Raw genomic sequence first — 24,333 nt, forward strand, 5'->3', positions numbered from 1 at the left:
AGAACCGTTCGGTCGATACGGTCCCGTCAGCGAGAACGCCCGATGATGACGACGCAATCACCGCCGCGCGACGTGGCGATCGCGACCCCCGACGGCCTGACGCTGCGAGGCTGGCATTGGACCCGGCCAAACCCACGCGGGGTGCTGGTTATCTCCCACGGGTTCGGCGAACACGGCGGCTGCTACCGCCACGTCGCCGAGGCATTGGGACCCGCGCTGGAGCTCGATATCCTCTCGCCCGACCTTCGCGGGCACGGCCGCAGCCCCGGTCGTCGCGGGGTCGTGGGCCGCTACGAAGATCTGATCTCCGACCTCCGCGCCGCCGTCGACTGGACACGTCAGGACCAACCCAGTCTACCGACGTTTCTCCTCGGCCACTCCAACGGCGGCCAGCTCGCGCTCCGACTCGCGCTCGATCCCGACGCCGCTCTGGACGGGGTCATCGTTTCCAACCCTTCCATCAAGCTGGCGACTCACGTGGCCCGCCTCAAGCTCTTGATCGGGCGGCTCCTCCTCCGATTCGCACCGTCCGTCACGCTCGGCGCGAAGTTAAACGCCGCGATCCTCACGAGCGATCCCGCCATGAGACGCGAGCACGAGACCGACCCACTCCGGCATAGCCGGATCAGTGCCCCGCTCTTCTTCGGGATGGTGGAAGGGGGGCAACTCCTGATCGACCGTGCCGCCGAGTTCCAGGTGCCGTTGCTGATGATGCTCGGCGGCCGCGACCAGGTCATCGACCCCGAGCCATCACGCCTCGTCTTCGAACGGATCGCCAGCGCCGACAAGACGCTGCGGATCTACCCCGAGATGCTCCATGAGCCGCTGAACGAAATCGGCCGCGAGCAAGTGTTCGCCGACATCGTCGCCTGGCTCAACCCTCGCCTCGACCAAAGCTAACGCCGATCTCAGGAACTCTGAGGAGCGTGGGCTCACCGGCTTCCTACTCCGCATTTTGGCTTTCAGGCGCGGACGAACTGGTGCCCGGGCAACCGACGCACCAGCCGTCTCATCTCGAGAACGCTCAGAGTGGCGAGCACCTGCGAGGCCACCAGGCCGGTCCTGCCGATCAGTTCATCGACGGCGGTGGGATGGTCGTCGAGCTGGCCCAGGAGGGATCGCTCCAGGTCGGACAGCGTCAATTCGGCGGGATGGCGGACCGGGGTCTCCGCCGACGATGGGCGAATTTCACGCACCAACGGGCCGAGTTCCTCAAGGATGTCGTCGACCGTCTCGACGAGCCGCGCACCGTCGCGGATCAGCCGGTGGCAGCCGTGGCTGGAAAGGCTGTCGACGGGTCCGGGGACGGCGAAGACGTCGCGGTTCTGCTCCATCGCGTGGTGCGCCGTGGACAGCGAACCGCTGCGTGGGGTGGCCTCGATCACGACGACTCCCAGGCAGAGTCCTGAAATGATCCGATTCCGCTGAGGGAACAATCCGGCGAGCGGCCCCTGCCCCATCGGCATTTCACTGATCACCGCGCCCGCCCCGGCAATTTGGGCGGCGAGATCCTCGTGCTCCGGCGGATAGACCCCGCCGAGGCCGTTGGCCATGACGGCCAGCGTTCGCCCGCCCGCCTTGAGCGCTCCGCGATGCGCAGCCGCATCGATCCCTCGCGCCAGGCCCGAGACCACGGTAATCCCGACCCGGGCCAGCGAAGCGCCCAGCCGTTCCGCGACCCGCATCCCGTAGGGGGTACAACGCCTTGAGCCCACCAGGGCAATCGCCAGTGGATCACGCGGTTCGTAAGTCCCTTTGATATAGAGCAAAAAGGGGGGATCGGGAATATCTTGCAACGGCGGGGGATAGAGCGGATCGTTCGAGGTCACCACCTGAACGCCCTCGCGACGGCAACGCTCGAGTTCAGCCCCTGCATCGTGGTCACGTCGGGCCGTCGCAATCCGGTCGGCAATCTTGGGGCCGATCCCCTGCACGTCGCGCAGGGTCGAGACCGAGGCGTTGAGCACCCGTCCCGCCGTTCCAAAGCGTTCGAGCAGTTGTCGGCTGGTGTGCGGTCCCACGCCCGCGACCATTGTCAGGCAGACCAGGTCGCGAAGCTCCGAGTCGGTCATGGATTCGGCCTCGCGCCGGCTTTGGTCATGCTTTGAGGAGAGGAGTCACGGCCCAATGGTAGCGAGCGAACGACTGTCCGAATAGACATGTTCCCTGACTCGAGGTGGTGCCCTCCTCACGACGCTTTTTTCTTGTAAGGTGGGCACGGCCCACCAGGTTTCGCCCCCGAGAACGAGTGGGAACCCTCGCCGTCCCACCCACTCGCCAAACAGCCTGGTGGACCGTGCCCCCTGACAAAACACCGGCTCGCACCCGCTTGGATTAGGCGTCGATGAGTGCCTTGCGCACATCCGCCTCGGAAGGGGCATCGGTCAGTTCAACGCGGCCGATCGTGCGGGGCAGGACGAAGCGGATCTTCCCCTTCTGATTTTTCTTGTCCCTTGTCATCGCCTCAATGAGCGCATCGCGATCAAGTTCGGGGGCCGAGACTGGAAGGCCGTAACGTTTGACGAGGGTTTCGACCCGTTCGGTGGTTGCCGAGTCGACCCAACCCAGGTGTTCCGCGAGCCGAGTTTCGACTACCATGCCCACGGCGACGGCCTCGCCGTGATGGTAGCGGCCCCCGTATCCCGCGACCGATTCGATGGCGTGGGCGACGGTGTGGCCGTAGTTGAGCACCGCGCGGAGGCCGGTCTCTTCGCGTTCGTCCTTGGAAACAACGTCGGCCTTGAGCTGGCAACTGTGCGCGACGATATGGCGCAGCGCCGCGGGTTCGCGGGCCAGGATCGCGTCGACCGACTGTTCCAGGAACGAGAAGAAGTCGGCGTCGAGGATCACGCCGTACTTGATGACCTCGGCCAGGCCGCACCGATACTCGCGGTCGGAGAGCGTGCGCAGGCTCTCGGTGTCGATCCAGACGGCGACCGGCTGGTGAAAGGCGCCGATGATATTTTTGGCCCGAGGGTGGTTGACCCCCACCTTGCCGCCGACCGAACTGTCCACCTGGGCCAACAAGGTGGTCGGGACCATGAGCAACGGGAGTCCGCGGGCGTAGCTCGCCGCGACGAACCCGGCCAGGTCGCCGATGACCCCTCCGCCCAACGCCACCACCACGGTATGGCGGTCGGCCCGGATTCTCACCAGTTCATCAAACAGGTCAGCGGCGCAGTCGAGCGACTTGGTGGACTCACCGGGAGGCATCACCGCCAGTGAAGTCGCGATCCCGAGGTTTTCCAGCGCCGCGCGAAACGGGCCTTCCAGCGGTGCGACGTTCCGGTCGGTCACCAAGAGCGCCCGCCGGCACGACCGGCCCGCCCAGGTGGCGTCCAGGGCCGAGCGAGCGAACGCCGCGAACGCATCCTGCCGCCCGCTGACCACTTGAACCACGTACGAGCGTGGACCAAGCTCCACGAGCACTCGCGACTCCGGTTCGATCGAAATAGATGATGAGGCCACGTCGAGGTTTCCTTCACCGGCCCAGGGGTTGCAAGTCTCTCATCCTGTATCGTCAAGATGATCGCCGAGTGTTGACGCCCGGTTGCGTTGCGGGTTGACTCGCCGGCTGCTACAGTATAATCCAGGTGATGTGGAAGGAATGTCCATCCCCCGTCCGCAACCCGGTCTGGGTGGCCAATGATGACCGACCCCTTAATTTGGGCGCCTATCAACCTGGGCCGTTGGTTTGGAACCCAGGTTCGCCTGCACATATTCCTGGTCGTCTTTGTTGTCGTTGTCCTGCTCAACGCCCTCATCGCCCAGGAACCACGTTTTCTGGCGACCGCGGCCTGGATTTCACTGCTCCTGGTCGCGTTGGTCATTCACGAGCTCGCACACGCGATGGTGGCGGCCTGGACCGGCGGCGAACCTCCCGAGGAAATCCAGCTTTGGCCGCTGGGTAACATGGCCTGCCAGCCGAGTGTCACGCGATCGCCCGACCACATCCTGGTGGTGCTGGCCGGTCCGTTGGCGAACGCCTCGATGGCGATTCTCACCGCCCTGATCCTCGCGATCTTCAATGCCCAGTTCGTCTGGAACCCGTTTGGCAATGTCCATGATTCGGGTGCGCCGCTGCTGCTCGCCACGAACCTGCCGGCAGCCCCGTTCAAGCCGTTGTGGTGGCTCGGTTGGTTTGGCTATCTGAATTACGTGATGATGGTCATCAACCTGATCCCCGCCCTTCCGTTCGATGGGGGCCGGCTGTTTCGCCTCTTTTTGGCGAATTCCTCGGTCAACCACGCGCGAGACGGGTATTACGGCGTCTGGACGGCCCACACCTGCGCGGCCCTCTTGGTGGTTATCGGCGTGATCCGGGTCGTCTCGGCGCACCCGGACGGCTTGCTCCTGATCTCGCTGGCGATTCCGATTGAACTCATCGTTCGCTCGGAGGTCAAGCTGATGGATGACGGCGGCTACTTCGAGGATGGCGTTTTCGGCTACGACTTCTCCGAAGGCTACACCAGCCTGGAGGCGAACGCCGCCAAGGTCCGACCTTACCGAGAAAGCGCGATCAAGCGGTGGAGGCGTCGGCGTTCCGACCTCCGCCGGCAACGGAGACAAGCCCGCGAGGCCGCCGAGGAACGGCGGATGGATGAGATTCTCGAGAAACTTCATCGCGAAGGCCGGCATGCCCTGACCGATGAAGAACATCGGTTCCTGGTTCGCGTCAGCGTCAAGTATCGCAACCGGCCCAAGGCTCATGACTGACCGGTTCCGCGCCGCCATGACACGTGGTCCGTTGCTGCTCGACGCCGCCATGGGGACGCGGCTGGTGGGAGAACAGGGGCTCCGGCTCGCCGACGACGACCCCGCACTCTGGAACCTCTCGGTGCCCGAAGTCATCGCCGCGATCCATCGCCGCGACATCGCGGCCGGTGCCGAGGTTCTGCTGACCAACACGTTTGGCGCCAACCGCAACTGGCTCAGCCGGTTCGGCCGGGCCGACGAGTTCGCGACGATCAACCGGCGGGCCGTGGAACTGGCACGTCGAGAGGCAGGCACCAACGGTTTCGTGGTCGGCTCGATCAGCCCGATGGCAGCCGAAGCCCCCAGGTCCTATCGCGAACAGGCCGAGGTTCTGGTCGACGCCGGGGTCGATGGCCTGCTGTTTGAGACCCACCGCCTCGACCAGGCCGAGGTCGCGCTCGGGGAAGTGGCTCCGAGCTCGTCCGTGCCGCTTTTGGTCAGTCTGTTCGCCTGGCCCGAGTCCCCTCGCGAGGCCGTGTGTCGGCTTGCCGACCGCGGCGCCTCGGCCGTCGGCCTGAACTGCGTGGTCGGCATGAAATCGGCCCTTCGAATCGCCGAGTCGCTGAGGCAGGTCACCGGTCTCCCGCTAATCGTCAAACCGAGCGTGGGGTTTCCGGGCGAGGTCATGGCCAGTCCCGCATCGTTCGCCCGGGAGGCCGCCGCGCTCCTGGCCCTGGCGCCGGTCATGGTGGGCGGGTGTTGCGGGTCCAACGAGTCCCATGTGGCCGCCTTGCGCGCGGCCTGGTATCATGGAGGAACTGGCCGGTAGACGAAGCGACGGCGGCCGTTGAGTGGATTGAGGAAGAGGCTGACGTGCCGTGAAGAAGAATAAAGTCCGACGGGAGGACGTGGTTCCCGGCACCTGCCTCTGCGACCACTGCTATGGCAAGTGCTGTCGCTACTTCACCGTACCGCTCGACGTTCCCACCACCTGGGACGATTACGACGCGATTCGCTGGTACTTGGCCCACGGACAGACCTTGGTCTATGTCGAAAAAGGGGACTGGTTCATCGTCGTGATGAGCAAGTGCAAGTACCTGGCGGCGGACAACCGTTGCAAGATCTATCTCAGCCGGCCGAAGGTCTGCCAGAGTTATACGACCGACGAGTGCGAGTACGACACCGACTGGACCTTCGAGAAAGTCTTTGAGACCCCCGAGCAGGTGTGGGAATATGCCGAGGCCGTCCTGCCTCCGCGCCGTCGAGCAAGCAAGGCGAACGCGGGCGGCCCATTACTTCCCATCGTCACGCTGAACTAATTCATCACCGGACGGCCGAGACCTCGATGGCCAATCGCTCCAACCATTACGAGGCGGCGTTCGAGGCCTATATCCGGTCGATCCGGATCCCCTGCGTGGCCGTGGATGAGGCGAAGCGCGCCTTTTTCGGCGACGGGGGGGTTAAAAACCCTGACTTTCTGCTGTATCCTCGATGTGGTCCCAACCTCGTGGTCGAAGTGAAAGGCAAGCGCGGCAAGAACGCAAAGGGTCGGAGGCCTTGGGAAAACTGGGTGACCACGGACGATCTCAGCGGGCTGACGAGCTGGCAGGAGATGTTCGGCCCCGGGTTTCGGGCGATCTTGACCTTCGCTTACGCGGAGCCGCTGCAACCGTTCCCGCTTCCTCGAGAGAACGGCGCCTTCGAGTTCCGTGGGTTGGACTATCGCTTCTGGGCCGTCGGGCTGGACGATTACATCGCCCACCTGCGGTCGCGAGGGCCGGCCTGGAAGGCGGTGGCCATGGCCCGAGCCGCGTTCCGCCGCCGCGTCCGTCCGTTGCAAGAATGGCTGCCGATGACGATCGAGGCTCCCAGGCGTCCCAAACCACTCAAGGAGCGTGACCAATGATTCGATTCTCCCGCTTGTGTGCCACGCTCTTCCTGGCGGCCACCTTCGGTCTCGCCGTGGCACCAAGGCCCGTGACCGCCCAGGAGCCAGCCCCCGCGGGCGCGGAGGGAGAGGCGTCCGGCCGCCCGGTTGACGGTTACATCGCCACGGCGATCCTCGCGTTCCTGGCCCTGTTCGTCGTTGGCAAGTCCGCTCGCCGTTGAGAGACGATCTCGGTTCTGGGCGGATCGAACAGCCGATCACCACGAATCAAGAGCGTCAGCCGGGTACCGGGGCCGAGGAACAAAAGTTCCGTGCACGGAACCTAGGGCACCCCGACCTCGCTCGTTTCCCGGTTCAAAGCGGCCGACTGAGATCAGTTCTCATCGTCATGTCTGCTTTCGATGATTTCGATGACCCCTGGATCCTTTGAACGATGCCGGTCACCAATCCTTCCCTCTCGCTCGCCGAGGTCGCGGAGATCTATCGGACCCCGGTCCTCGACCTGATCTTTCGCGCCGCGGCAGTTCACCGCAAGCACCACGACCCTTCGCACGTGCAGGTCTGCGTGCTCCTGTCGGTGAAGACGGGGGGTTGCCCCGAGGATTGCGGCTACTGTCCGCAAGCCGCCCGGTATCACACGGCCGTCGAGGCCCAGCCGTTGATGGCCGTGGGCGACGTCCTGACCGCGGCCCGTCGCGCCAAGGACGATGGTGCGACCCGGTTCTGTATCGGCGCCGCCTGGCGTGAAGTGCGGGACAACGCCCAATTCGACCAGGTCTTGGAGATGGTCCGCGGCATCAAGACGCTGGAGATGGAAGCCTGCTGCACCCTCGGGATGCTCAGCGAAGATCAAGCGAAACGGCTGAAAGAGGCGGGTCTCGACGCCTACAACCACAACCTCGACAGCTCGCAGGAATTCTACGATCGGATCATCTCGACCCGGACCTATGAAGATCGGTTGCAGACGCTCGGGCACGTGCGCGATGCCGGGATCTCGGTCTGCTGCGGCGGCATCGTGGGGATGGGAGAAACCGAGGACGACCGGATCGGCCTGCTCCACACCTTGGCCACGCTCCCCGAGCCCCCTGAGTCGGTTCCGGTAAACGCCCTGGTCGCCGTCGAGGGCACGCCGCTCGCCGACCGGCCGCGGGTCGATATCTGGGAGATGGTCCGCACGATCGCGACCGCCCGGATCCTGATGCCCGAGTCCATGGTCCGGCTCTCGGCCGGCCGGGTCGACATGAGCGAGACCGACCAGGCGCTCTGTTTCCTCGCCGGGGCCAACTCGATCTTCGCGGGCGACAAGCTGCTCACCACCCCCAACCCCAAGGTCGACCGCGACCGGATCCTCTTCGAACGCCTCGGGTTGACCCCGCGGCCCCTCGAAATGACCGCCGACCAGGTCCACGCCGGCTGATTCGCCCCATGGATCGCTCCCGGGATGGTTTCTCTTGGAGGGTGGGCACGGCCCACCAAGGAATCCGCCTGGGAGATTGAGGGGAACAGCCCACCGCTCGCTCACCAGGAATATTCCGCGGGGCGCTGAGCGCTCCCTGGCTTCCTGGTGCGCGAAGACGAAGATGGTGGGCCGTGCCCACCCTACAATTCACGTAAACCTATTTTTTTGATGGTTTTTTCTTTGCTCGGCTCCTGAGCCTGGCCCCGCGGGGCGTTCTTCCGTGTCTCCAAGCCCAACTCCGAGCGCAGCCAAGGTCGTCGTCACCGGCATCGGCTTGTGGACCGGCCTGGGGGTCGATCGCGAGTCGACCTGGAGTGCGCTCCGAGCCGGTTGCAGCGCCGCCCGTCCACTCGCCGAGGCGCTCTCGGCGGGGGGCCGTCCCGCCGTGGGATGCCCGCTCCTTGAAGACGACCGCACGATCGGGCCCCAGGGACGGACGCTCTCAATCGTCGAGCAGACCGCGACTGAAGCCCTCAACGATGCCCGCCTGATTTCGCGGCATGCGGAACCCGGGCGAGCGCTCATCGTCGATTCCGACCGGGTCGCCACCTTGATCGGCTTGAGCAAAGGCTGCATGGAGAACTTTGCCCGGCTCGCTCGAGGCGGGCGAGATCGAGCCGAGTTCGCAGACGGTCCCGCAGATTCATGGATCTGGGAACACCTCTGTTGGCCCAACGCCGGCGCAAGTCGGGTCGCCGCGCGGCATGGCCTGCGCGGCCCTTGCCTGGCGCCGGTCGCCGCCTGCGCCACCGGCCTGGTCGCCGTCCTCCAGGGGGCGGAATTGATCCGCAACGGCGTCTGCGACGTCGCGCTCGCCGGCAGTGCCGACGCCTCGCTGCAACCGTTGCTCCTGGGCGCATTTCGGAGGATGGGGGTCCTGGCCCGCTCCGACGGAGATCCGACTCAGGCGGCACGCCCCTGGGACCAGGCGCGATCGGGGTTCGTCGTTGGCGAAGGGGGAGCCATCCTCGTCCTCGAACGGGCTGACCACGCCCAGGCACGAGGCGTTCTCCCTTATGCCGAAGTCGCCGGCGGTGCGCTCGGGGCCGACGCCTACCACGAGACGACGATGAACCCCGACCCGGCCGGCTTGGCGGCCTTGATCGGCCGGGCGCTCGCGCAATCGGGGGTCTCAGCCTCGGAGCTCGATTATATCAACGTTCACGGCACGGCCACTCGGATCAACGACCCGATCGAGTGCCGGGCGCTCCGGCTGGCTCTCGGCCCCCATGCCGACCGCGTCGCCTGCTCGGCCAACAAGAGCCAGATCGGCCACCTGCTGGGAGCGGCGGGGGCCGTGGAGTTGGCAATCACCTGCCTGGCGATCCGAGACGGCTTTGTTCCGCCGACCCTGAACCTGAACGATCCTGACCCGGCGTGCGACCTCGACGGCACGCCCCATACCGGCCGCGCGACGCCCATTCGCTCGGCGCTCAAGCTTTCGATTGGGTTCGGCGGCCACCTCGCGGCGGCCCTGCTCCGGCAACCCGAGACCCCCGCTCGACGACCGAGGGAGCAACCCTATGGCTGATCCACTCGCCTGGATCGACGCCGAATCGGCCGATTGGAGCCAGCGTGGGCTCGCCCGAACGCTCGTGCCTCACGGGACCGCCACTCCCGGCCGGCAAGAGCGCGACGGTCGTTGGCTGGTGAACTTCGGCTCCAACGACTACCTCGGTTTGGCGACCGATCCCCGCGTCATCGCGGCCGCGGTCCGGACCGCCGAGGCGCAAGGCTGGGGGGCGGGGGCCTCTCCCCTCGTGACCGGCTGGAGCGACGCCCACCAATCGCTCTGCGCGGACCTGACAGCGTTCGAACAGACCGAAGCGGTCACCCTGTTCCCCTCCGGCTTCGCCGCAAACCTGGGCACGATCACGGCCTTGGTCGGCCCCGACGACGCCGTCTACGTCGATCGCCTCAACCATGCCTGCCTGATCGACGGGGCCCGGCTCGCAGGTGCCCGGCTTCGGGTCTACCCCCACAACGATGCGAACCGGCTCGGCACGATCTTGCAGCGGGATCGAGGGCGGTTTCGCCGCTCCTTGATCGCCACCGACGGCGTCTTCAGCATGGATGGCGACCTGGCTCCGCTCGCCGACCTCGCCGACCTCGCCGACCGGTTCGAGGCCATGCTGCTCGTCGACGAAGCGCACGGGACCGGCGTGTTCGGTCCCGACGGCCGAGGCTCGGCCGCCGCTTGCGGCGTGGCCGAACGGGTGACGATCCGGGTGGGCACGCTCTCGAAGGCCCTGGGGTCAGTGGGAGGGTTCGTCACGGGTTCGCAACGGCTGATCGACTGGCTGATCAATCGCGCCCGTCCGCTGATCTATTCGACGGCCCTGCCCCCCCCTGCCGCGGCCGCCGCGAGTCAGGCTCTCGCAATCGCACGAGCGGAACCGTGGCGCCGGGAACGGCTCCATGCCATGAGCCTCAGGCTTCGCCAAGCCCTCATGGCCAGCGGCCTCGACGTGGGTGCGTCGGCCGGCCCCATCGTGCCGGTCCTGATCGGTTCCCCGCAAAAAACCTTGGAACTGGCCGAGCGACTCCGAGACCGGGGCTTCCTGATCCCGGCGATCCGGCCCCCGACCGTCCCCGATGGGACCGCTCGGCTCCGCATCGGCCTCTCCGCGGCCCACCACGATGAGGACATCTCTCGGCTGATCGACGCCCTCACAAGCTCTTGAGCGTTGATTTTGAGAAAGAGTCGGGGATGGTGCGTCCGGCCGCCGATCGTTAGGCTTGTCGAGAGTTTTCAACCCGGTCGACAGGATCGTTCGGAGTCATCAGCCCTTGGATTGGGAATCCCTGAGAGCGGCCGAGTTCCCCATTACCGAGCGTTGGGCCTACTTCGACCACGCGGCGGTGGCACCGATTCCGCGTCGCACGGGCAACGTCCTGCGAGCCTGGGCCGACGACCAGGAACAGAACGGGGTGATCCACTGGCTCGATTGGGAGCGCAAACTCGGGACGACCCGCCGCCAGATCGCCGAGTTGATCAATGCCGAGGTCGATGAGATCGCCTTCGTCAACAGCACCACCCACGGCATCGGCCTGATCGCCGAGGGTTTCCCCTGGCGCAATGGCGACAACGTCGTCACCGCGGCCGAGGAATACCCATCGAATATTTACCCCTGGATGAACCTGGCGAGCCGAGGCGTGGAGCTGCGCACCGTCCCGAGCCGCGACGGTCGGGTCTGGGCACGTGACCTGGCCGCGGCGATCGACGACTCGACCCGGCTCTTGACCATCAGCCACGTCGAATTTGCCTCGGGCTACCGGAATGACCTCGACGCCCTCGCCGAGCTCTGCAAGGCACGCGGGATCGCCTTCTTCGTCGACGCGATCCAGGGGCTCGGCCCGTTGGTCATCGACGTGAAGCGGACGCCGATCGACTTCCTCGCGGCCGACGGCCACAAGTGGCTCTTCGGTCCCGAGGGAGCGGGCCTGCTCTACGTGCGCCGCGACTGGATCGACCGGCTTCGCCCCCTAGGCGTCGGCTGGCACAGCGTGGTCAACTCCTTCAACACCCCCGGATTCAACTTCACCTTGAAACCGAGTGCGGAACGGTGGGAAGGGGGCTCATTTAGCATGCCGGGTCTTCAAGCCTTCGGCGCAAGCCTGAGCCTGATCATGGAGCTTGGCAAGGAGGCGGTCTCGGAACGCATCCTCGAGCGAGCCGAGGCCGTCCGGGAGCTGGCCCGATCGGCCGGCTGGCAGGTCTACGGCTCGCCCCGCGCGGACGACCTTTCGGGGATCGTGGCCCTCGAGCGCGAGGGGATCGACCCCGACGCGGTCGTTCGTCGGCTCCGCGCCGACGGAATTGCGGTGGCCTCGCGGCGGGGACGCCTCCGAATCAGTCCGCATGTTTATAATAATGATGCCGACCTCGAACGGCTCCGAATCGGACTCGTCTCGAGTCAGGCCCGCGCCTCGGGGTGAGCCGAACCGCTGGTCTTTCCCTCATTCCTCCAACCCAAGATGATCATGACTCCGCGAACTTCCGACCCGTCGCGCACGGCCGTGTTCACCGGCACCTTTGACCCGCTCACGCTCGGGCACCTCGACGTGATCCGCCGCGGCCGTCTCCTTTTCGAGCACGTGGTCATCGGAATCGGCGTCAACCCGAACAAAGCCTCACTCTTCAGCATCGACGAGCGCGTGGCCCTGGCGCGGGACATCGTCGCCTCATTCCCGAACGTTTCGGTCGAGTCGTTCGAAGAGCTGACCGTCCAGTTCGTCCGTCGGATCGGCGCACGGGTGATCTTGCGCGGGGTTCGCACGCTGTCCGACATGGAATATGAGTTCGGGATGTCCTTGACGAACAACCGGCTCGACCCGTTCGTCGAGACCGTCTTCCTCATGGCCGACGGCGAATACTCGCACGTCTCGAGCTCACTCATCAAACAGATCGCCCGTTACGGCGGAGCATCCTCGCTCGGCCGATTCGTTCCCGAGCAGATCATCGCCCCGATCATGGCCAAGATGCAGGGGCAGTCCGGCTGAAATCCCACTGTCGAGCCGTGTCTATATAACGATCTATCTTGTAGGGTAGGCACGGCCCACCAGGTTTCGCCTCGGCAGGCAAACGGCCACCCACCCAACCCGCGGGCAGAATGGCGGTCAGATCCAGGTGTGAGGAATCAGCAGATCACGATCCCATTTCCGAACGGCAAACCCATAACTCAGAAGCATTTCTTGGAGTAACTGGTAGGCCGCAACCGCCTTTTCGCCCGAAGAATAGCTCAGCCAACCGGTAAAGGAATCGTCATTGATCCGGATTCGAGACGTATCAACCGTCGTCTTACCGCACATCGCCTCGAAGACCCCCGCCAGTTGATTGAGGATTGGCTCAACCTCCGCGGATTCCACCGGCACGCGTTCGAACGAGGGGTCGGGCCACTTGAAATTGAGTGAACAGCTCAGGGAATGCTCATCGCGCATCGGGTCCTGGATCAACCAGAGCGGTTCCGACTCGTAGCGCACCCAGAGCTTCTCGACGCCGACCCGTCGCCTGGGGTCCGTCGGTTGATTCGGGGCCTCTTCGTGCTCGTTCTGAGCCGCGGTGGTCGCGGATTCGGGCCGGGGCGAGCGTGACCGCGCTTCCGCCTCGGTCACCCGGCGGCTCGCCTGCTCCAGCCGTGCCGTGCTTAAAACCTCGTATGCCTGGGACACGATCCGAAACGCCCAAGCCGTTCCGCCGGTATCTGGGTGATGCTTCTTGGCTTGGCGTCGGTAGGCCTCGTGGATTTCCCGGAGCGTGGCCTCAGGTGTCACTTCCAGGACCACGTGCGGCTCGACTTGAAAGCTGAATGCGATCACACCTATCCCCTGGGAAGGCCGGCCTTCGACGACTCAAAGCGCATTGCGGGCGTCGCGAATCGAATCGGTCGACTGCGCACAGGCCCGGCTCTCAGAGAAAAGTCTAGGTTACAATACCCAGAGGAGAGTGAGTGAGTGTTGGAAAGGATCGGTCGACAACGAGCGGTCGCTCATTCGGGTTCCACGTGCCGGCCGTTCGACAAACGGCTTCGAAGGTACGAGGCGCGGGCGACGTTTCGCTCCTCCACTCCCAGTTCCGTCCCTTGGATTTTCTGGAGATAGGCGGGCTGAGTCTGGATGAAGAGCTCGTTGACGGTGGCGATCTCGAGGTCGTCGATCAGGCCGAGGTTGATCCCCATCCGCACGCTCGAGAGGAGGAGCATCGTCTCTTCGCTCGAGATCGTGTGCGCGGTTTTGAGGACGCCGTAGGCCCGGCTCACCTGGTCGTGGAGGTGTTGTCGCCGCTCATTCATGAGGACTTGGCGGGCGGTCCTCTCATACTGAATGACTTGCGGGACGACATCAGTGAGGATCCGAATCAATTCCAGCTCGCTCTTGCCGAGGGTCTGCTGGTTCGAGATCTGGTAGAAGTCGCCGAACGCTTGGGTTCCTTCGCCGTAGAGGCCGCGAACCGCCAGGTTGATTTTCTGGAGGGCCCGGAAGACCTTATCAATCTGCTTGGTCTGGACCAAGGCGGGGAGGTGAAGCATCACGCCCACCCGAATTCCGGTGCCGACGTTGGTCGGGCAGGCGGTGAGGTAGCCGAGCTGGGCGCTGTAGGCGTAGGCGAGATATTCTTCGAGCTGGTCATCGAGCCGGTTGATCCGGTCCCAGACCTCGTGGAGCGACAGGCCCGAGAGCATGACCTGGATCCGCAGGTGGTCTTCCTCATTGACCATGATCGAGATGTTTTCCAGCGGCCCGATCGCGACGCCCCGGGCTCCTTCGCCGTTGGCGAGTTCGCGCGAGACGAGCTGGCGCTCGACGAGGAATTGGCGGTCGAGCGACGTCATGTTGTTGACGTCGAAGTAAGACAGGTCGAGGCCGGCCGTGGTCAGGCAGGACTTAAAGTTTCCCTCGATCTCGGTCTTCTCGCCCCGGCTCGCGCGGTTGCTGAAGGGAAAGTCGGCTAGGTTGCGCGCCAGTCGAATGCGCGAGCACATGACGATATCGCTTTCGGGGCCCGTGCCACGAAGCCACTCGCCGGAGTTTCTCGTCAAGTCATCCAGATTCATGCGTCGGCGTCCTTGGGGCGGAGCTGGTCGCGCAGCCGCGCGGCCAGCTCATAATCTTCGCGGGCGATCGCGTCTCGCAATTGGGTCCGGAGCCGGAGCCGCTCGCTCTCAGCCGGACGCCTCCGCGCCACCTTGCCCACATGCCGCGTCGCACCGTGCGTACGGCTGATCAAGGGGAGCAGGCCCCGCGCGAACACGCGATAGTCGTGGGGACATCCGAGCCGGCCTTTGGCTCGGAATTCCATGAACTTAAGGCCACAGTCGGGACAAGTCAGACTGGCGAGCTCGCCCACCAACTCGCCTACATTCGTCACAATCAGACTCTGAATGACCGCATCGAGCGCCAGGCTCGGAGCGGACTCGGGCAAGGCCACGCCCGCCTCGCGGGCGCAGGCCACGCACAGGTGAAGTTCACGGCGCTGGCCATCGACCGTCTCGGTCAGATGGACCGTCGCTTCGTCCTGACAGTGCTGACACGTCATGAGTCGACCATCCATCCGACGAGGCGGTTCTCAACGCCCCTGTTCGTGCTCGATCGACTTGATCTTGTCACGCACATGCGCCGCCGTTTCATAATCTTCGGCCGCGACGGCACGTTTCAAGTCGTTCCGCAATTGAATCAACGTCGTCTGCTGCTGACTATTCCGGGGTGCGCGTTTCGGAACCTTTCCCGAGTGCCGCGTCTCATCGTGGATATTCTCGAGGAGAGGCATCAACTCGTCGCGAAAAACTTCGTAATCGTAGGGACAACCGAGCCGGCCCGAGTTGCGGAACTCCAAGAAGGTGATCTGGCAGATCGGACAAGCCTGGCGGTCGGCCGGAGACGACTCACGAGCGGATCCGGTTCCGCTGACGATCAACTTCTTGGCCAGCTCGCTCATCGGAGCCGGCTCCTGCGCTTCCTCGACCGGGGTCAGGTGCTGGCGCGCATGCTCATCGCAAAAGTGATATTCGCGAGGTTTTCCCCGTTCGATGTCGGTGATATGAAACGTGGCCGGCTTGGCACATTTCTGGCATTTCATCTGGCAATCTCCACCGACCCCGACCGGTTGCCGACGACCTTTGCCCCTGGTCCGCGGTCGATCGCCGCGGACCGGTTGCACTCGACTTCCGCGGACACGGGGCTCCGCTGAATCCTATTGTAATTCGGCCATCCGGGGTGTCAAGCAACCCAGCCCCCCGAGCAAGCCCTTCGCCCCTGTTAAACGGTTACGCGTTAAATCTTGACATCAAAAGGCTTTTGGACAAGGGGGCGGTCCCGCCGACCCGCGACCGATCGGAGGGCGGACGACTTGCCTATCCGCCCCCTGGCTGCTAAGATCAAACGCCTCGGCCAGCCCGGATCGGTGCGGCCGGGATCGCGCGAACGAGCATCACGTTGAGGACTCGGGGCACGACAGACCGGTCCGGGCGAGCAAGCGAAGGTTATGGGCCCCCACCGTCCTTCTTTCGAAGAATTTTGTCGCTTGGCCGAACAGGCGCCATGCGTTCCGGTCTATCGCCAACTGATGGGTGACGGCCTGACTCCGGTCTCGGCCTTCCATCGGATCGAGCGATCAGCCCCTTCGTTTTTGTTCGAGAGCGTGATCGGCGGCGAGAAAGTCGGCCGGTTCAGTTTCCTCGGCACCGAGCCTTATCTGACGTTCGAGGCGCGCGGGACCGAGGTCACGATCACCGAGACCGTCGCTCCCGAGAATGCGCTCCGGCTCACGTCGGAAAATCCGTTCGAGAACCTCCAAGGCCTGCTCGAACGCTATCGGGCGGTCCAGCTCCCGGGTCTTCCCCGGTTCGCGGGGGGAGCGGTCGGCTACGCCGCCTACGACGCGGTCCGCTACACCGAGCGACTCCCGAACGGCCCGCCCGATGACCGCGGACTGCCCGACCTCTTGTTCGCCTTCTACAACCGGATGGTCCTCTTCGACCACATCCGCAAGACGATCCTGGTCGTCGCCCATGCCGACGTCGCGGCCGGCCCCAAGAGCGACCTCCGCGCCGCCTACGACCAGGCCTGCGCCCGAGTCGACGAACTGGCCGCCCGCCTTGCCCAGCCGGGGCCCGAGTTGACGGTCCGCGACATCGAGACCGACGGCCCGTTGCGGCTGACGCCCCAGTCGAACTTCACACGCGAAGGGTACGAGCAGGTCGTCCGCCACTGCCAGGAATACATCAAGGCGGGCGATATTTTCCAGGTGGTGCCCAGTCAGCGGTTTCAGCTCGAGACGACGGCCGCCCCTTTCGACATCTATCGCGTACTCCGGGTCGTCAATCCGAGCCCCTTCCTGTTTTATCTCCCGTTCGGCGACTTCTGCCTGATCGGCAGCTCGCCGGAAATTCTCGTCCGGGTCGAAGATTCCACCGTCACAATCCGCCCGTTGGCCGGAACGCGCCGGCGCGGCAAGGACGAGGCCGAGGATCAGGCGCTGGCCGAGGAGCTCTTGAACGATCCCAAGGAGCGCGCCGAGCATATCATGCTCGTGGACCTGGGCCGGAACGACGTGGGCCGGGTGGCCGACTTCACGACGGTTCAGTTGTCCGACGTCATGAAGGTCGAGCGCTACTCGCACGTCATGCACATCACGTCAAACGTGACCGGCCGGCTGAGCGCGGGCAAGACGGCCTTCGATGCCCTGCGCGCCGGCCTGCCGGCCGGAACGGTCTCGGGCGCGCCCAAGGTTCGCGCCATGCAGATCATCGACGAGGTCGAGCCGCAAAAACGCGGTCCGTACGCCGGCGCGGTCGGCTACATCGACTTCACCGGCAATATGGACACCTGCATCGCGCTGCGAACCCTGGTGCTCAAGGGGACGACCGCCTACGTCCAGGCCGGGGGCGGCGTGGTCTACGACAGCGTCCCCGCCGACGAATACGAAGAGACGATCAACAAGGCGCGCGGGCTGCTCAAGGCGATCGAGATCGCCGAAACCCAGCTCTGAATCGACGATCCCACGTTGGCGTGCTCCCTGTCTTCTGCCCTCCCAAGGCGAGCGGGAGCGTGCGTTCCCGGCTCGCCTCAGAATTCCCCAAAAAAAGTTGTATCCCAAGGCCCTCGTTCCCGCATTATGGGAAGACCTGTCGAGGGCAGAGGGGTTCCACTCAAATGGCCAGCGCGCACCAAGGCGCAGTCCTGCACCAGCTCGGTCGACTCTTCGGCCGAGGGACGGTTGCGGGCCTGTCGGAATGGCAACTGCTTAGCCGGTACCTAAACGATCGGGATGAAGTCGCCTTTGAAGCGATCGTGGCGCGTCACGGGCCGATGGTCCTCGGGGTCTGTCGTCGCCTGCTCGTCGATCCGAACGACGTTGATGATGCCTTCCAGGCCACATTCCTCGTCCTCGTGCGACGAGCGAACTCGCTGGGCGAGCGCGACGCGATCGGCCACTGGCTCTACGGCGTCGCCCATCGCGTGGCGCTGCGAGCACGGTCCGAGGCGGCGCAACGGCGGTGGCGTGAGCCCAGTATGGCGACTCCCCCCGTGGCTCCCGAAACGGACGTCACCACTTTTGAGCTTGGGCCGCTTCTCGACGAGGAGCTGGGCCGCCTGCCCACGAAGTACCGCGCACCGATCGTGCTCTGCCACCTCGAAGGATTCACCCACGAAGAGGCGGCCAACCAACTCCAATGGCCCTTGGGCACTGTCAAAGGCCGGCTCGTCCGGGCTCGCGAACTCTTGAAGGTAAGGCTCATCCGCCGTGGCCTCAGCCTCGCCCTTGCCCTCACGGCCACGACGCTGTCGCGCAAGTCGTTGGCCGTCGTCCCCGAAACCCTACGTGCGACTACGGTGGCAACAGCCATGAAAGTGGCGGCTGGCCCGATCACGGCCGGGATGGTCTCGGCTTCGGTGGCCGCTCTCCTGGAAGGGGTGCTTACAACGATGTTCTGGACCAAACTGAGAACCACAACAGCGGCCCTGTTGATTCTGGGGTTTCTGGCTGGAAGCGTAGGCGTCGTCGCCCAGCCGTCGAACGAAGAACGTCCGGCCGAACCCGTGATCGGAGAGACGCTGAAAATCCGAGGTCAAGATGACCAGGCAGCGGAGAAGGCAGCCTCGTCACCCGCCGGTCACGAAGTCAAGGCGGTTGAGAGGCCAAACCTCGACCCGGAGCGTCACTCCCAGGCCAAGTCGCAAAGCCAACTGGCCAACCAGATTTTTCAAGAAGAACTCAGAGGTAAGGATGACCCGGCTGGGGCCAAGCTCACTAGCCTCATCCATTGGTCAAAAGCGATCTTGAACGACTCGAACCAGACGGCCGCCCAGCGGGCCGAAGCCCTCTCGGACCATCTTGGCCGCATGCGTACTCTGAGGGAAATTGTGATCCGTCTCGAGCCAAGTGCGGCGAAGAATAACCTGCTCCTCCAGGTGGAATACTACCAGCAAGAGGCCAACCAGATGTTGGCCCGGGCAAAAACCGACTCAGAAGGACCAGTACCCGGCCCTCGCCCCGGGCCAAAACGGTCCGATGAAGATCCCAAGTCGAAGGCCCTCCTTGAAAAGCTCGAGGAACCGATCGACATGGTTTTCAGCGACGAAACGCCTCTTGAAGATATTCTCAAGCACATCAATTCCACATTGGCGGGTCCCAAGGGAAAGGGAATCCCGATCTACGTCGACCCAGTCGGCCTGCAGACGGCCGAAAGGACGATGACCTCGCCGGTAACCATCGACCTGAAGGGAGTACCGCTCAAAACCACCCTCTCTCTCCTGCTTCGTCAAATCGGGCTCGCTTACAAGGTCAAGGATGGGGTGCTCTTCATCTCCAACGAGGACGATGAAGACAACCCCCTCACCAACTTGGAGAGCAAGGCGGAGCGGGGTGAGCTCACGCCCGACGAAGCGAGTGAACTGGTGGATATGCTCAAGACCCTCAATGAAATCAAAAAGCTCAAGGCGGAAGGATGGCGACTCGATCAGGAGCGATTGAAACCGGCACCAGACAAGGGTGGCAGCTTCCAATGACCTAACCTCATGGCCGGGACGCAGAATCCGCTTCGGACTTCAAGCATCCCGGCCGCATCGAAGCATCATTCTGAAAGCGTGCGTAACTCCGTCGGATCAATCCAACACGGCGATCTCGACGGCCTCTCCCTGGCGCTTCACTTCCTCGGGGTCGATCGCCCCCGCATCCCAGACCAGGGCATTCGCCACGGCCGAACCCACTGCGTGGCGAAGCGTCGCTTCGGGGTCGAGACCCGACAGCCAGGCATCGGCCAAGCCTGCGAGCAGGCAATCGCCCGAGCCGATCGGGTTCACTGCGTCGATCGAAGGCGGGGTCGCGCGGAAGATCGTGTTGCGGTGCCGGATCAAGACGGGGCCTGGGCCGTCGGTGACGAGGCCGTAGCGCACCCCGTGGCGCGACCAGCTCTCGAGCATGCCGAGTACGTCGGCGTCGGTGACGGTCGGCTTGCGGAGATGGAGCGCGGCCTCGCGCCGGTTGAGCTGGATGACTTCGGGCCAGAACCCCCAGATCGCTTCGAGGGCCGGGCCGTAGGTGTCGAGGAAGACCGGAATCCGCCGCGATCGGGCCAGGGCGATCAGGTCGCTGTAGAGGCCGTGGGTGACCGGCGCCGGGCTCGATCCCGAGAGGGTCAGCGCGGTCACGGTCCCCTCGGCCAGCGCCCCCTCGACGCGATGAAACAGGGCCTCGGCTTCGGTCACGGTGACGGCCGGATCGGGGTCGAAGAAGGCAGTCTGGAGTGGGGAGTGCTCGGTCCGCACCGTCAGGATAACGCGGGTGAGCGCCTCGGTGGAGGTAATCAACGGGTCGAGGCCGTCGTCGCGCTGGAGCAAGGCGGCACAGTGGTCGCCCACCGGCCCTCCCAGGAACGTGACCGGGCGGGCCGTTCGGCCCAGGCGCTTCAGTGCGCGGGCCACGTTGTTCCCCTTGCCGCCGACCACCTCGCGCACGGATTGTCCGCGCACCGAGTCGCCGGGCTGCCAGGCGGGGACGGTCAAGGTCTTATCGAGGCAAGGGTTCAGAGTGACACAGAGAATCATGGAGCGACCGGTTCGATGGGTAGCGGCTGGAAGTGGATTCACGATGCTATTCTCTTCGGATCGCCGCGAAGAGCAACCTCTTCGTCTTTGGAAAAAACGCCTCGAAAATCCCGATGAGGCGAAACGGGCCCGGCACGGTCTGCATACCGTCATGGCTTCGCTCACCTAAAAGTTTCATTCGCCTTCAGAAAGACCGACGTTGGAGACGTGACTTCCCTTCGTTTCGGGCCGACGCGGTGCGGTAACGGTAACTGGTTGTCGGCCTTCTCTCCGTCGGATATCGTGGACCTGCCTTGTATTTACAACGAGTCGGACTGTCGCATCCAGGAGTTGCCCCCGCATGATGGGCCTCGTCATTCGATTGCTACCCTATCTTCTCTCGTTCCTGAGCAGTCTCTGCATCATGATCCTGGAGCTGGTGGCCAGCCGGCTCGTGGCGACCCATGTCGGGGCCTCGCTCAGCGTCTGGACGAGCGTGATCGGCATCATGCTCGGTGGAATCTGTCTGGGCAACGTCCTGGGTGGACGCCTGGCGGACCGGGTGGATCCTTCCAAAGCGGTCGGTCCCTTGTACGCGCTCGGAGCGTTCCTGACTTTGAGCTGCCTCTGGATGAATGCGGTGGTCGGCCTGACCCCCGGCCTCGAGTCGATGCCGTGGAACCTCCGCACGGTCGTGGTCGTCACGCTCGACTTCCTGATCCCGGCCACCGTGCTAGGGATGATCGGGCCGGTCGTCGCCAAGATGGCCGTCGAGCAGTCGAGAAAGGCCGGCAGCGCGATTGGCGACGTCTATTTCTTTGGCGCGGTCGGGTCGATCGTCGGGACGTTCCTCGCCGGTTTCATCCTGATGTACCTGGCGCCGATCTCCACGATCGTCACCATCGTGGCGGCGGCCCTCGCCCTGCTGGCGGCCGCCTTGATCGGGACGCCGATTGGCACGGGGGTCGGTCTGCTGACCGCCGCGCTGCTCGGGCTCGGGTCGATTGCTCCCTTGGTCCGGTTGATTCCGGTTCACGGCATCACGCTCGGGTCGATCCCGATCAATCCGCTCGCCCTGGGTGGACACGTCCTCTCGGTCGCGCTGGCGATCATCGGCGTCCGCCGGCTCCTGGAAGCGCGACGCGCGAGCGCGGTTGAGGCCGCGTCCGACGTGATCGGTACGGGCCACGAGGGAACCGCCGGCAAGACGAGCCTCGCCGACCTGGCAGTCCTCTCGTTCGTGGCCAGCCTGGCGTTCATGTCGCTCGAGATGGTGGCGGGCCGGTTGGTCACGCGCCACCTCGGGTCGAGCATTTACGGCTGGACGAGCATCATCGGCGTCCTCCTGGGCGGCTTGAGCCTGGGCAACCTGCTCGGCGGTAAAATCGCCGATTACATCCAGCGCGAGAAGCAGGCGAGCTGGCTCTTCTTGGTGGCCTCGGTCCTGACGCTGAGCATCCTGCTTTTGGAAACGCCACCGCAATGGGCCGCCAAAAAATGGATGGACGGGGATAGCAAGGCCATTCTGAGCCTGCCGATCTCGGTCAGCAAGTTGACTTTGCCCGGTGGCGCTGAAGTCCACCTGCAATGGCCCGCGCGGGTCTTGCTCGCGGTCTTTGCCGTGTTCTTCCTCCCCTCGGTCGCGATGGGGACGGTCAGCCCGGTCGTCGCCAAGCTCGCCGTCGAGCGGCTGCGCGGGAGCAAGCGGACCGGTACGGCGATTGGCCAGGTCTATGCCTGGGGCATGGTCGGGAGCATCCTCGGCACGTTCCTGACCGGGTTCGTCCTGATCGACACCATGGGGAGCAAGGGAGTCCTGCTCGTTCTGGCGGCGGCACTCGCGTTCGCGGCGACCTCGCTCGGCTCGGTCTGGCACGCCGCCTGGGCTGGGATTCCCCTCGGGCTCTGCGTGATCGCGTTTTTCCCCGCACCTTGGTTCCAGAAGCAGGGGCTTCAGTGGGGCATTCGCGAGGAGATCGGCAACCCGGCCACATCCGAGGACGCAATCGCCTGGATCGATGAAAGCGACTACTACTTTATCAAGGTGACCAACGAACCCGACGCCGAGGGCCAGAAACGCACGCTCGTCCTCGACAACCTGATTCACGGCTACTTCATCCTCGGCCACCCGGAGCGGCTCGACTACGACTACGAGCACATCTACGCCCTGGTAGCCCATCGCCAGGCCCAGGCCAAAAAGAAGGAGAACGACGCGGCCAAGGCGAAGTCGACCCCGCTCAACAACCTCTTCCTCGGCGGCGGTGCCTACACCTTCCAGCGCTACATGCAACACACCTATCCCGGGGCCGAGGTGGACGTCGCCGAGATCGACCCCGCCGTCACGCGGGCCAACCACATGGCGTTGGGCCTCCCGGAAGACACGACGATCAAGACCACCTGGGGTGACGCCCGCCAGTTCGTCGAGCGCAACCAGAACAACAAGCAATATGACCTCGTCTTCGGCGACGCCTTCAATGACTTCTCCGTCCCCTGGCACCTGACGACCAAGCAGTTCAACGACAAGATCGCCAAGATGATGTCCCCGAACGGCATCTACATGATCAACATCATCGATGCCTACGAGTCCGACGAAATTTCCAAGGAGAAAGCGCGCACCAAGATCGCGAAAGACGAGATCACCGGGGCCGATGCCAAAGCCCAGGTCGAACGCGACGAGCAGAAACGTGCTCTCGGCTACGGCGGATTCCTCGGGGCCTGGGTGAAAACCGCCAAGCTCACCTTCCCGCATGTGTATATTTTTGGAACCGATAACACGCCGGGATCGGGACTGCGTGAAACGTTCGTGGTGGTCGCCTCGAAGCAGCCGCTCGATGACCTGATCAAGGATCTGGGTAGCCAGGACGACGACCCCAAGTTCTTCCAGAGCGACCAGCTCTTTGAACCGAAACCGTTCGGCAAGGAAGATCAGCGCCAGGTCGAGATCCGGTCGCGTGGCATCATCTTGACCGACGACTACGCCCCCGTCGAAAACCTGCTCGCCCCGGTCGCCGCCACCCGTGGCGATGACTGAGAGAATGTGAAAGAGGAGTTAGGAACATGAAATCATTCCAGGACTTGCGGTCAATCGAACGATGAACGAATCCAAACCCACGCCTGCTCGGACCTGGTTGATCGTGACGGCGAGCCTGGCGACCGCCTGGATTGTGTTCCTGCTCCTCTTCGGCCCGCGCTCGGGCAGCGGCAATTTGTCGGTGCCTGAGCTCAAGGCACCGATTCCAGCGAGCGTGGCGGCGTATGGCTGGAGTCTCCACGACCTTGCGGGGGGCTCCGTCCCCCTCGAGAAATATCAGGGGAAAACGATTTTCCTGAATGTCTGGGCAACCTGGTGCCCGCCCTGCGTGGCGGAGCTCCCCGCGATCGCCAACCTGGCCGGCAACCCCCGGCTCAAGGATGTCGCCTTTCTCTGCGTCTCCACCGATGAGTCACCCGAGGTGGTCCGCTCGTTCTTGAAAGGCAAGAACTGGCCCATGACCATCCTCATGGCAAGCGATATTCCGCCCGCGTTCGCGACCGAGGGAATCCCGGCCACGTTCGTAATCGCGCCTGACGGGCGGGTCGTCGTCTCCGAGGTTGGGTCCGCGCAATGGGACGATCCCTCGGTGGTCGACTTTCTCGAAAAGCTCTCCACAAACCCAACCGGCGCGTTGAAAAACGAATCGATCCCTGCCGCCGAAAGCCCCGCCGACACGGCACCGCCGCGCTAATTTCCGACGGCCGGCCACCCGGAACGTGGGGCACGTGGATC

The 24,333-nt window shown here is 64.4% G+C and carries 22 protein-coding genes; 15 read left to right on the forward strand and 7 right to left on the reverse strand.

The annotated features are described in order from the left end of the window. The first annotated feature begins 42 nt into the window (after nucleotides 1-42). Nucleotides 43-900 carry an alpha/beta hydrolase gene (locus BUS42_RS11510; RefSeq protein ID WP_074307038.1) on the forward strand — a complete coding sequence of 286 codons (858 nt, stop codon included), beginning with the start codon at nucleotides 43-45 and terminating at the stop codon, nucleotides 898-900. Nucleotides 901-962: 62 nt separating this feature from the next. Here BUS42_RS11510 and dprA read toward each other — a convergent pair whose 3' ends face one another. Both dprA and aroB read right to left on the reverse strand, forming a co-directional pair. After that, nucleotides 963-2,072: a DNA-processing protein DprA gene (dprA, locus tag BUS42_RS11515; RefSeq protein WP_074307039.1), complete on the reverse strand. Its 1,110-nt coding sequence runs from the start codon at nucleotides 2,070-2,072 to the stop codon at nucleotides 963-965. Nucleotides 2,073-2,334: 262 nt separating this feature from the next. Further along, nucleotides 2,335-3,429 carry a 3-dehydroquinate synthase gene (aroB, locus tag BUS42_RS11520; protein WP_074307040.1) on the reverse strand — a complete coding sequence of 365 codons (1,095 nt, stop codon included), beginning with the start codon at nucleotides 3,427-3,429 and terminating at the stop codon, nucleotides 2,335-2,337. A gap of 216 nt (nucleotides 3,430-3,645) precedes the next feature. On the opposite strand from aroB, the gene BUS42_RS11525 reads away from it, so the two are divergent. The 10 genes from BUS42_RS11525 to coaD all read left to right on the forward strand — a co-directional run bounded on the left by BUS42_RS11525 (nucleotide 3,646) and on the right by coaD (nucleotide 12,545). After that, entirely contained in the window at nucleotides 3,646-4,716 is a 1,071-nt protein-coding gene (locus BUS42_RS11525) for a site-2 protease family protein (RefSeq protein ID WP_074307041.1), read from the forward strand. Then, the gene (locus BUS42_RS11530) at nucleotides 4,709-5,524 is read left to right on the forward strand and encodes a homocysteine S-methyltransferase family protein (protein ID WP_074307042.1); all 816 of its coding nucleotides are present in this window, start codon (nucleotides 4,709-4,711) and stop codon (nucleotides 5,522-5,524) included. Before BUS42_RS11525 ends, BUS42_RS11530 begins: the two co-directional genes overlap by 8 nt. Before the next feature lie 49 nt (nucleotides 5,525-5,573). Then, nucleotides 5,574-6,014 carry a YkgJ family cysteine cluster protein gene (locus tag BUS42_RS11535; protein ID WP_074307043.1) on the forward strand — a complete coding sequence of 147 codons (441 nt, stop codon included), beginning with the start codon at nucleotides 5,574-5,576 and terminating at the stop codon, nucleotides 6,012-6,014. 26 nt (nucleotides 6,015-6,040) lie between these two features. After that, a complete protein-coding gene (locus tag BUS42_RS11540; protein ID WP_074307044.1) occupies nucleotides 6,041-6,601 on the forward strand; it encodes an HYExAFE family protein in 561 nt (186 codons plus the stop codon). Continuing rightward, nucleotides 6,598-6,804, forward strand: coding sequence for a hypothetical protein (locus BUS42_RS11545; RefSeq protein ID WP_074307045.1), 207 nt, complete (start codon nucleotides 6,598-6,600; stop codon nucleotides 6,802-6,804). Before BUS42_RS11540 ends, BUS42_RS11545 begins: the two co-directional genes overlap by 4 nt. A 212-nt stretch (nucleotides 6,805-7,016) precedes the next feature. Continuing rightward, nucleotides 7,017-8,000 carry a biotin synthase BioB gene (gene bioB, locus BUS42_RS11550; protein WP_074307046.1) on the forward strand — a complete coding sequence of 328 codons (984 nt, stop codon included), beginning with the start codon at nucleotides 7,017-7,019 and terminating at the stop codon, nucleotides 7,998-8,000. Nucleotides 8,001-8,262: 262 nt separating this feature from the next. Further along, nucleotides 8,263-9,573, forward strand: coding sequence for a beta-ketoacyl-[acyl-carrier-protein] synthase family protein (locus BUS42_RS11555; RefSeq protein WP_074307047.1), 1,311 nt, complete (start codon nucleotides 8,263-8,265; stop codon nucleotides 9,571-9,573). Continuing rightward, on the forward strand, nucleotides 9,566-10,726 hold the full coding sequence (bioF, locus tag BUS42_RS11560) for an 8-amino-7-oxononanoate synthase (protein ID WP_074307048.1): 1,161 nt from the start codon (nucleotides 9,566-9,568) through the stop codon (nucleotides 10,724-10,726). Before BUS42_RS11555 ends, bioF begins: the two co-directional genes overlap by 8 nt. A 106-nt stretch (nucleotides 10,727-10,832) precedes the next feature. Further along, on the forward strand, nucleotides 10,833-11,981 hold the full coding sequence (locus BUS42_RS11565) for an aminotransferase class V-fold PLP-dependent enzyme (RefSeq protein ID WP_074310975.1): 1,149 nt from the start codon (nucleotides 10,833-10,835) through the stop codon (nucleotides 11,979-11,981). A 45-nt stretch (nucleotides 11,982-12,026) separates the two neighbouring features. Beyond that, on the forward strand, nucleotides 12,027-12,545 hold the full coding sequence (gene coaD / locus BUS42_RS11570) for a pantetheine-phosphate adenylyltransferase (protein ID WP_074310977.1): 519 nt from the start codon (nucleotides 12,027-12,029) through the stop codon (nucleotides 12,543-12,545). A 117-nt stretch (nucleotides 12,546-12,662) separates the two neighbouring features. Here coaD and BUS42_RS11575 read toward each other — a convergent pair whose 3' ends face one another. The 4 genes from BUS42_RS11575 to BUS42_RS11590 all read right to left on the reverse strand — a co-directional run bounded on the left by BUS42_RS11575 (nucleotide 12,663) and on the right by BUS42_RS11590 (nucleotide 15,618). Beyond that, a complete protein-coding gene (locus BUS42_RS11575) occupies nucleotides 12,663-13,361 on the reverse strand; it encodes a J domain-containing protein (RefSeq protein ID WP_074307049.1) in 699 nt (232 codons plus the stop codon). A gap of 170 nt (nucleotides 13,362-13,531) precedes the next feature. Continuing rightward, nucleotides 13,532-14,596, reverse strand: a complete 1,065-nt coding sequence (locus tag BUS42_RS11580) for a protein arginine kinase (protein WP_074307050.1) — start codon at nucleotides 14,594-14,596, stop codon at nucleotides 13,532-13,534. Next, nucleotides 14,593-15,078, reverse strand: a complete 486-nt coding sequence (locus BUS42_RS11585) for a UvrB/UvrC motif-containing protein (protein WP_015249579.1) — start codon at nucleotides 15,076-15,078, stop codon at nucleotides 14,593-14,595. Before BUS42_RS11585 ends, BUS42_RS11580 begins: the two co-directional genes overlap by 4 nt. A gap of 30 nt (nucleotides 15,079-15,108) precedes the next feature. Further along, a complete protein-coding gene (locus BUS42_RS11590; protein ID WP_074307051.1) occupies nucleotides 15,109-15,618 on the reverse strand; it encodes a UvrB/UvrC motif-containing protein in 510 nt (169 codons plus the stop codon). Nucleotides 15,619-16,023: 405 nt separating this feature from the next. On the opposite strand from BUS42_RS11590, the gene trpE reads away from it, so the two are divergent. Both trpE and BUS42_RS11600 read left to right on the forward strand, forming a co-directional pair. Continuing rightward, on the forward strand, nucleotides 16,024-17,529 hold the full coding sequence (trpE, locus tag BUS42_RS11595) for an anthranilate synthase component I (RefSeq protein ID WP_074307052.1): 1,506 nt from the start codon (nucleotides 16,024-16,026) through the stop codon (nucleotides 17,527-17,529). Between the two features lie 164 nt (nucleotides 17,530-17,693). Further along, nucleotides 17,694-19,550 (forward strand): sigma-70 family RNA polymerase sigma factor, encoded by a 1,857-nt coding sequence (locus tag BUS42_RS11600; protein ID WP_074307053.1) that lies wholly within the window; start codon nucleotides 17,694-17,696, stop codon nucleotides 19,548-19,550. A gap of 96 nt (nucleotides 19,551-19,646) precedes the next feature. On the opposite strand, the gene BUS42_RS11605 is transcribed toward BUS42_RS11600, so the two are convergent. After that, entirely contained in the window at nucleotides 19,647-20,588 is a 942-nt protein-coding gene (locus BUS42_RS11605; RefSeq protein ID WP_074307054.1) for a 1-phosphofructokinase family hexose kinase, read from the reverse strand. A 340-nt stretch (nucleotides 20,589-20,928) separates the two neighbouring features. Here BUS42_RS11605 and BUS42_RS11610 point away from each other — a divergent pair, with 340 nt between their 5' ends. After that, entirely contained in the window at nucleotides 20,929-23,598 is a 2,670-nt protein-coding gene (locus BUS42_RS11610; RefSeq protein WP_074307055.1) for a fused MFS/spermidine synthase, read from the forward strand. 61 nt (nucleotides 23,599-23,659) lie between these two features. After that, nucleotides 23,660-24,292 carry a TlpA family protein disulfide reductase gene (locus tag BUS42_RS11615; protein ID WP_074307056.1) on the forward strand — a complete coding sequence of 211 codons (633 nt, stop codon included), beginning with the start codon at nucleotides 23,660-23,662 and terminating at the stop codon, nucleotides 24,290-24,292. Nucleotides 24,293-24,333 lie beyond the last annotated feature (41 nt).

Source organism: Singulisphaera sp. GP187 (assembly GCF_900129635.1).
Classification (GTDB): Bacteria; Planctomycetota; Planctomycetia; order Isosphaerales; family Isosphaeraceae; genus Singulisphaera.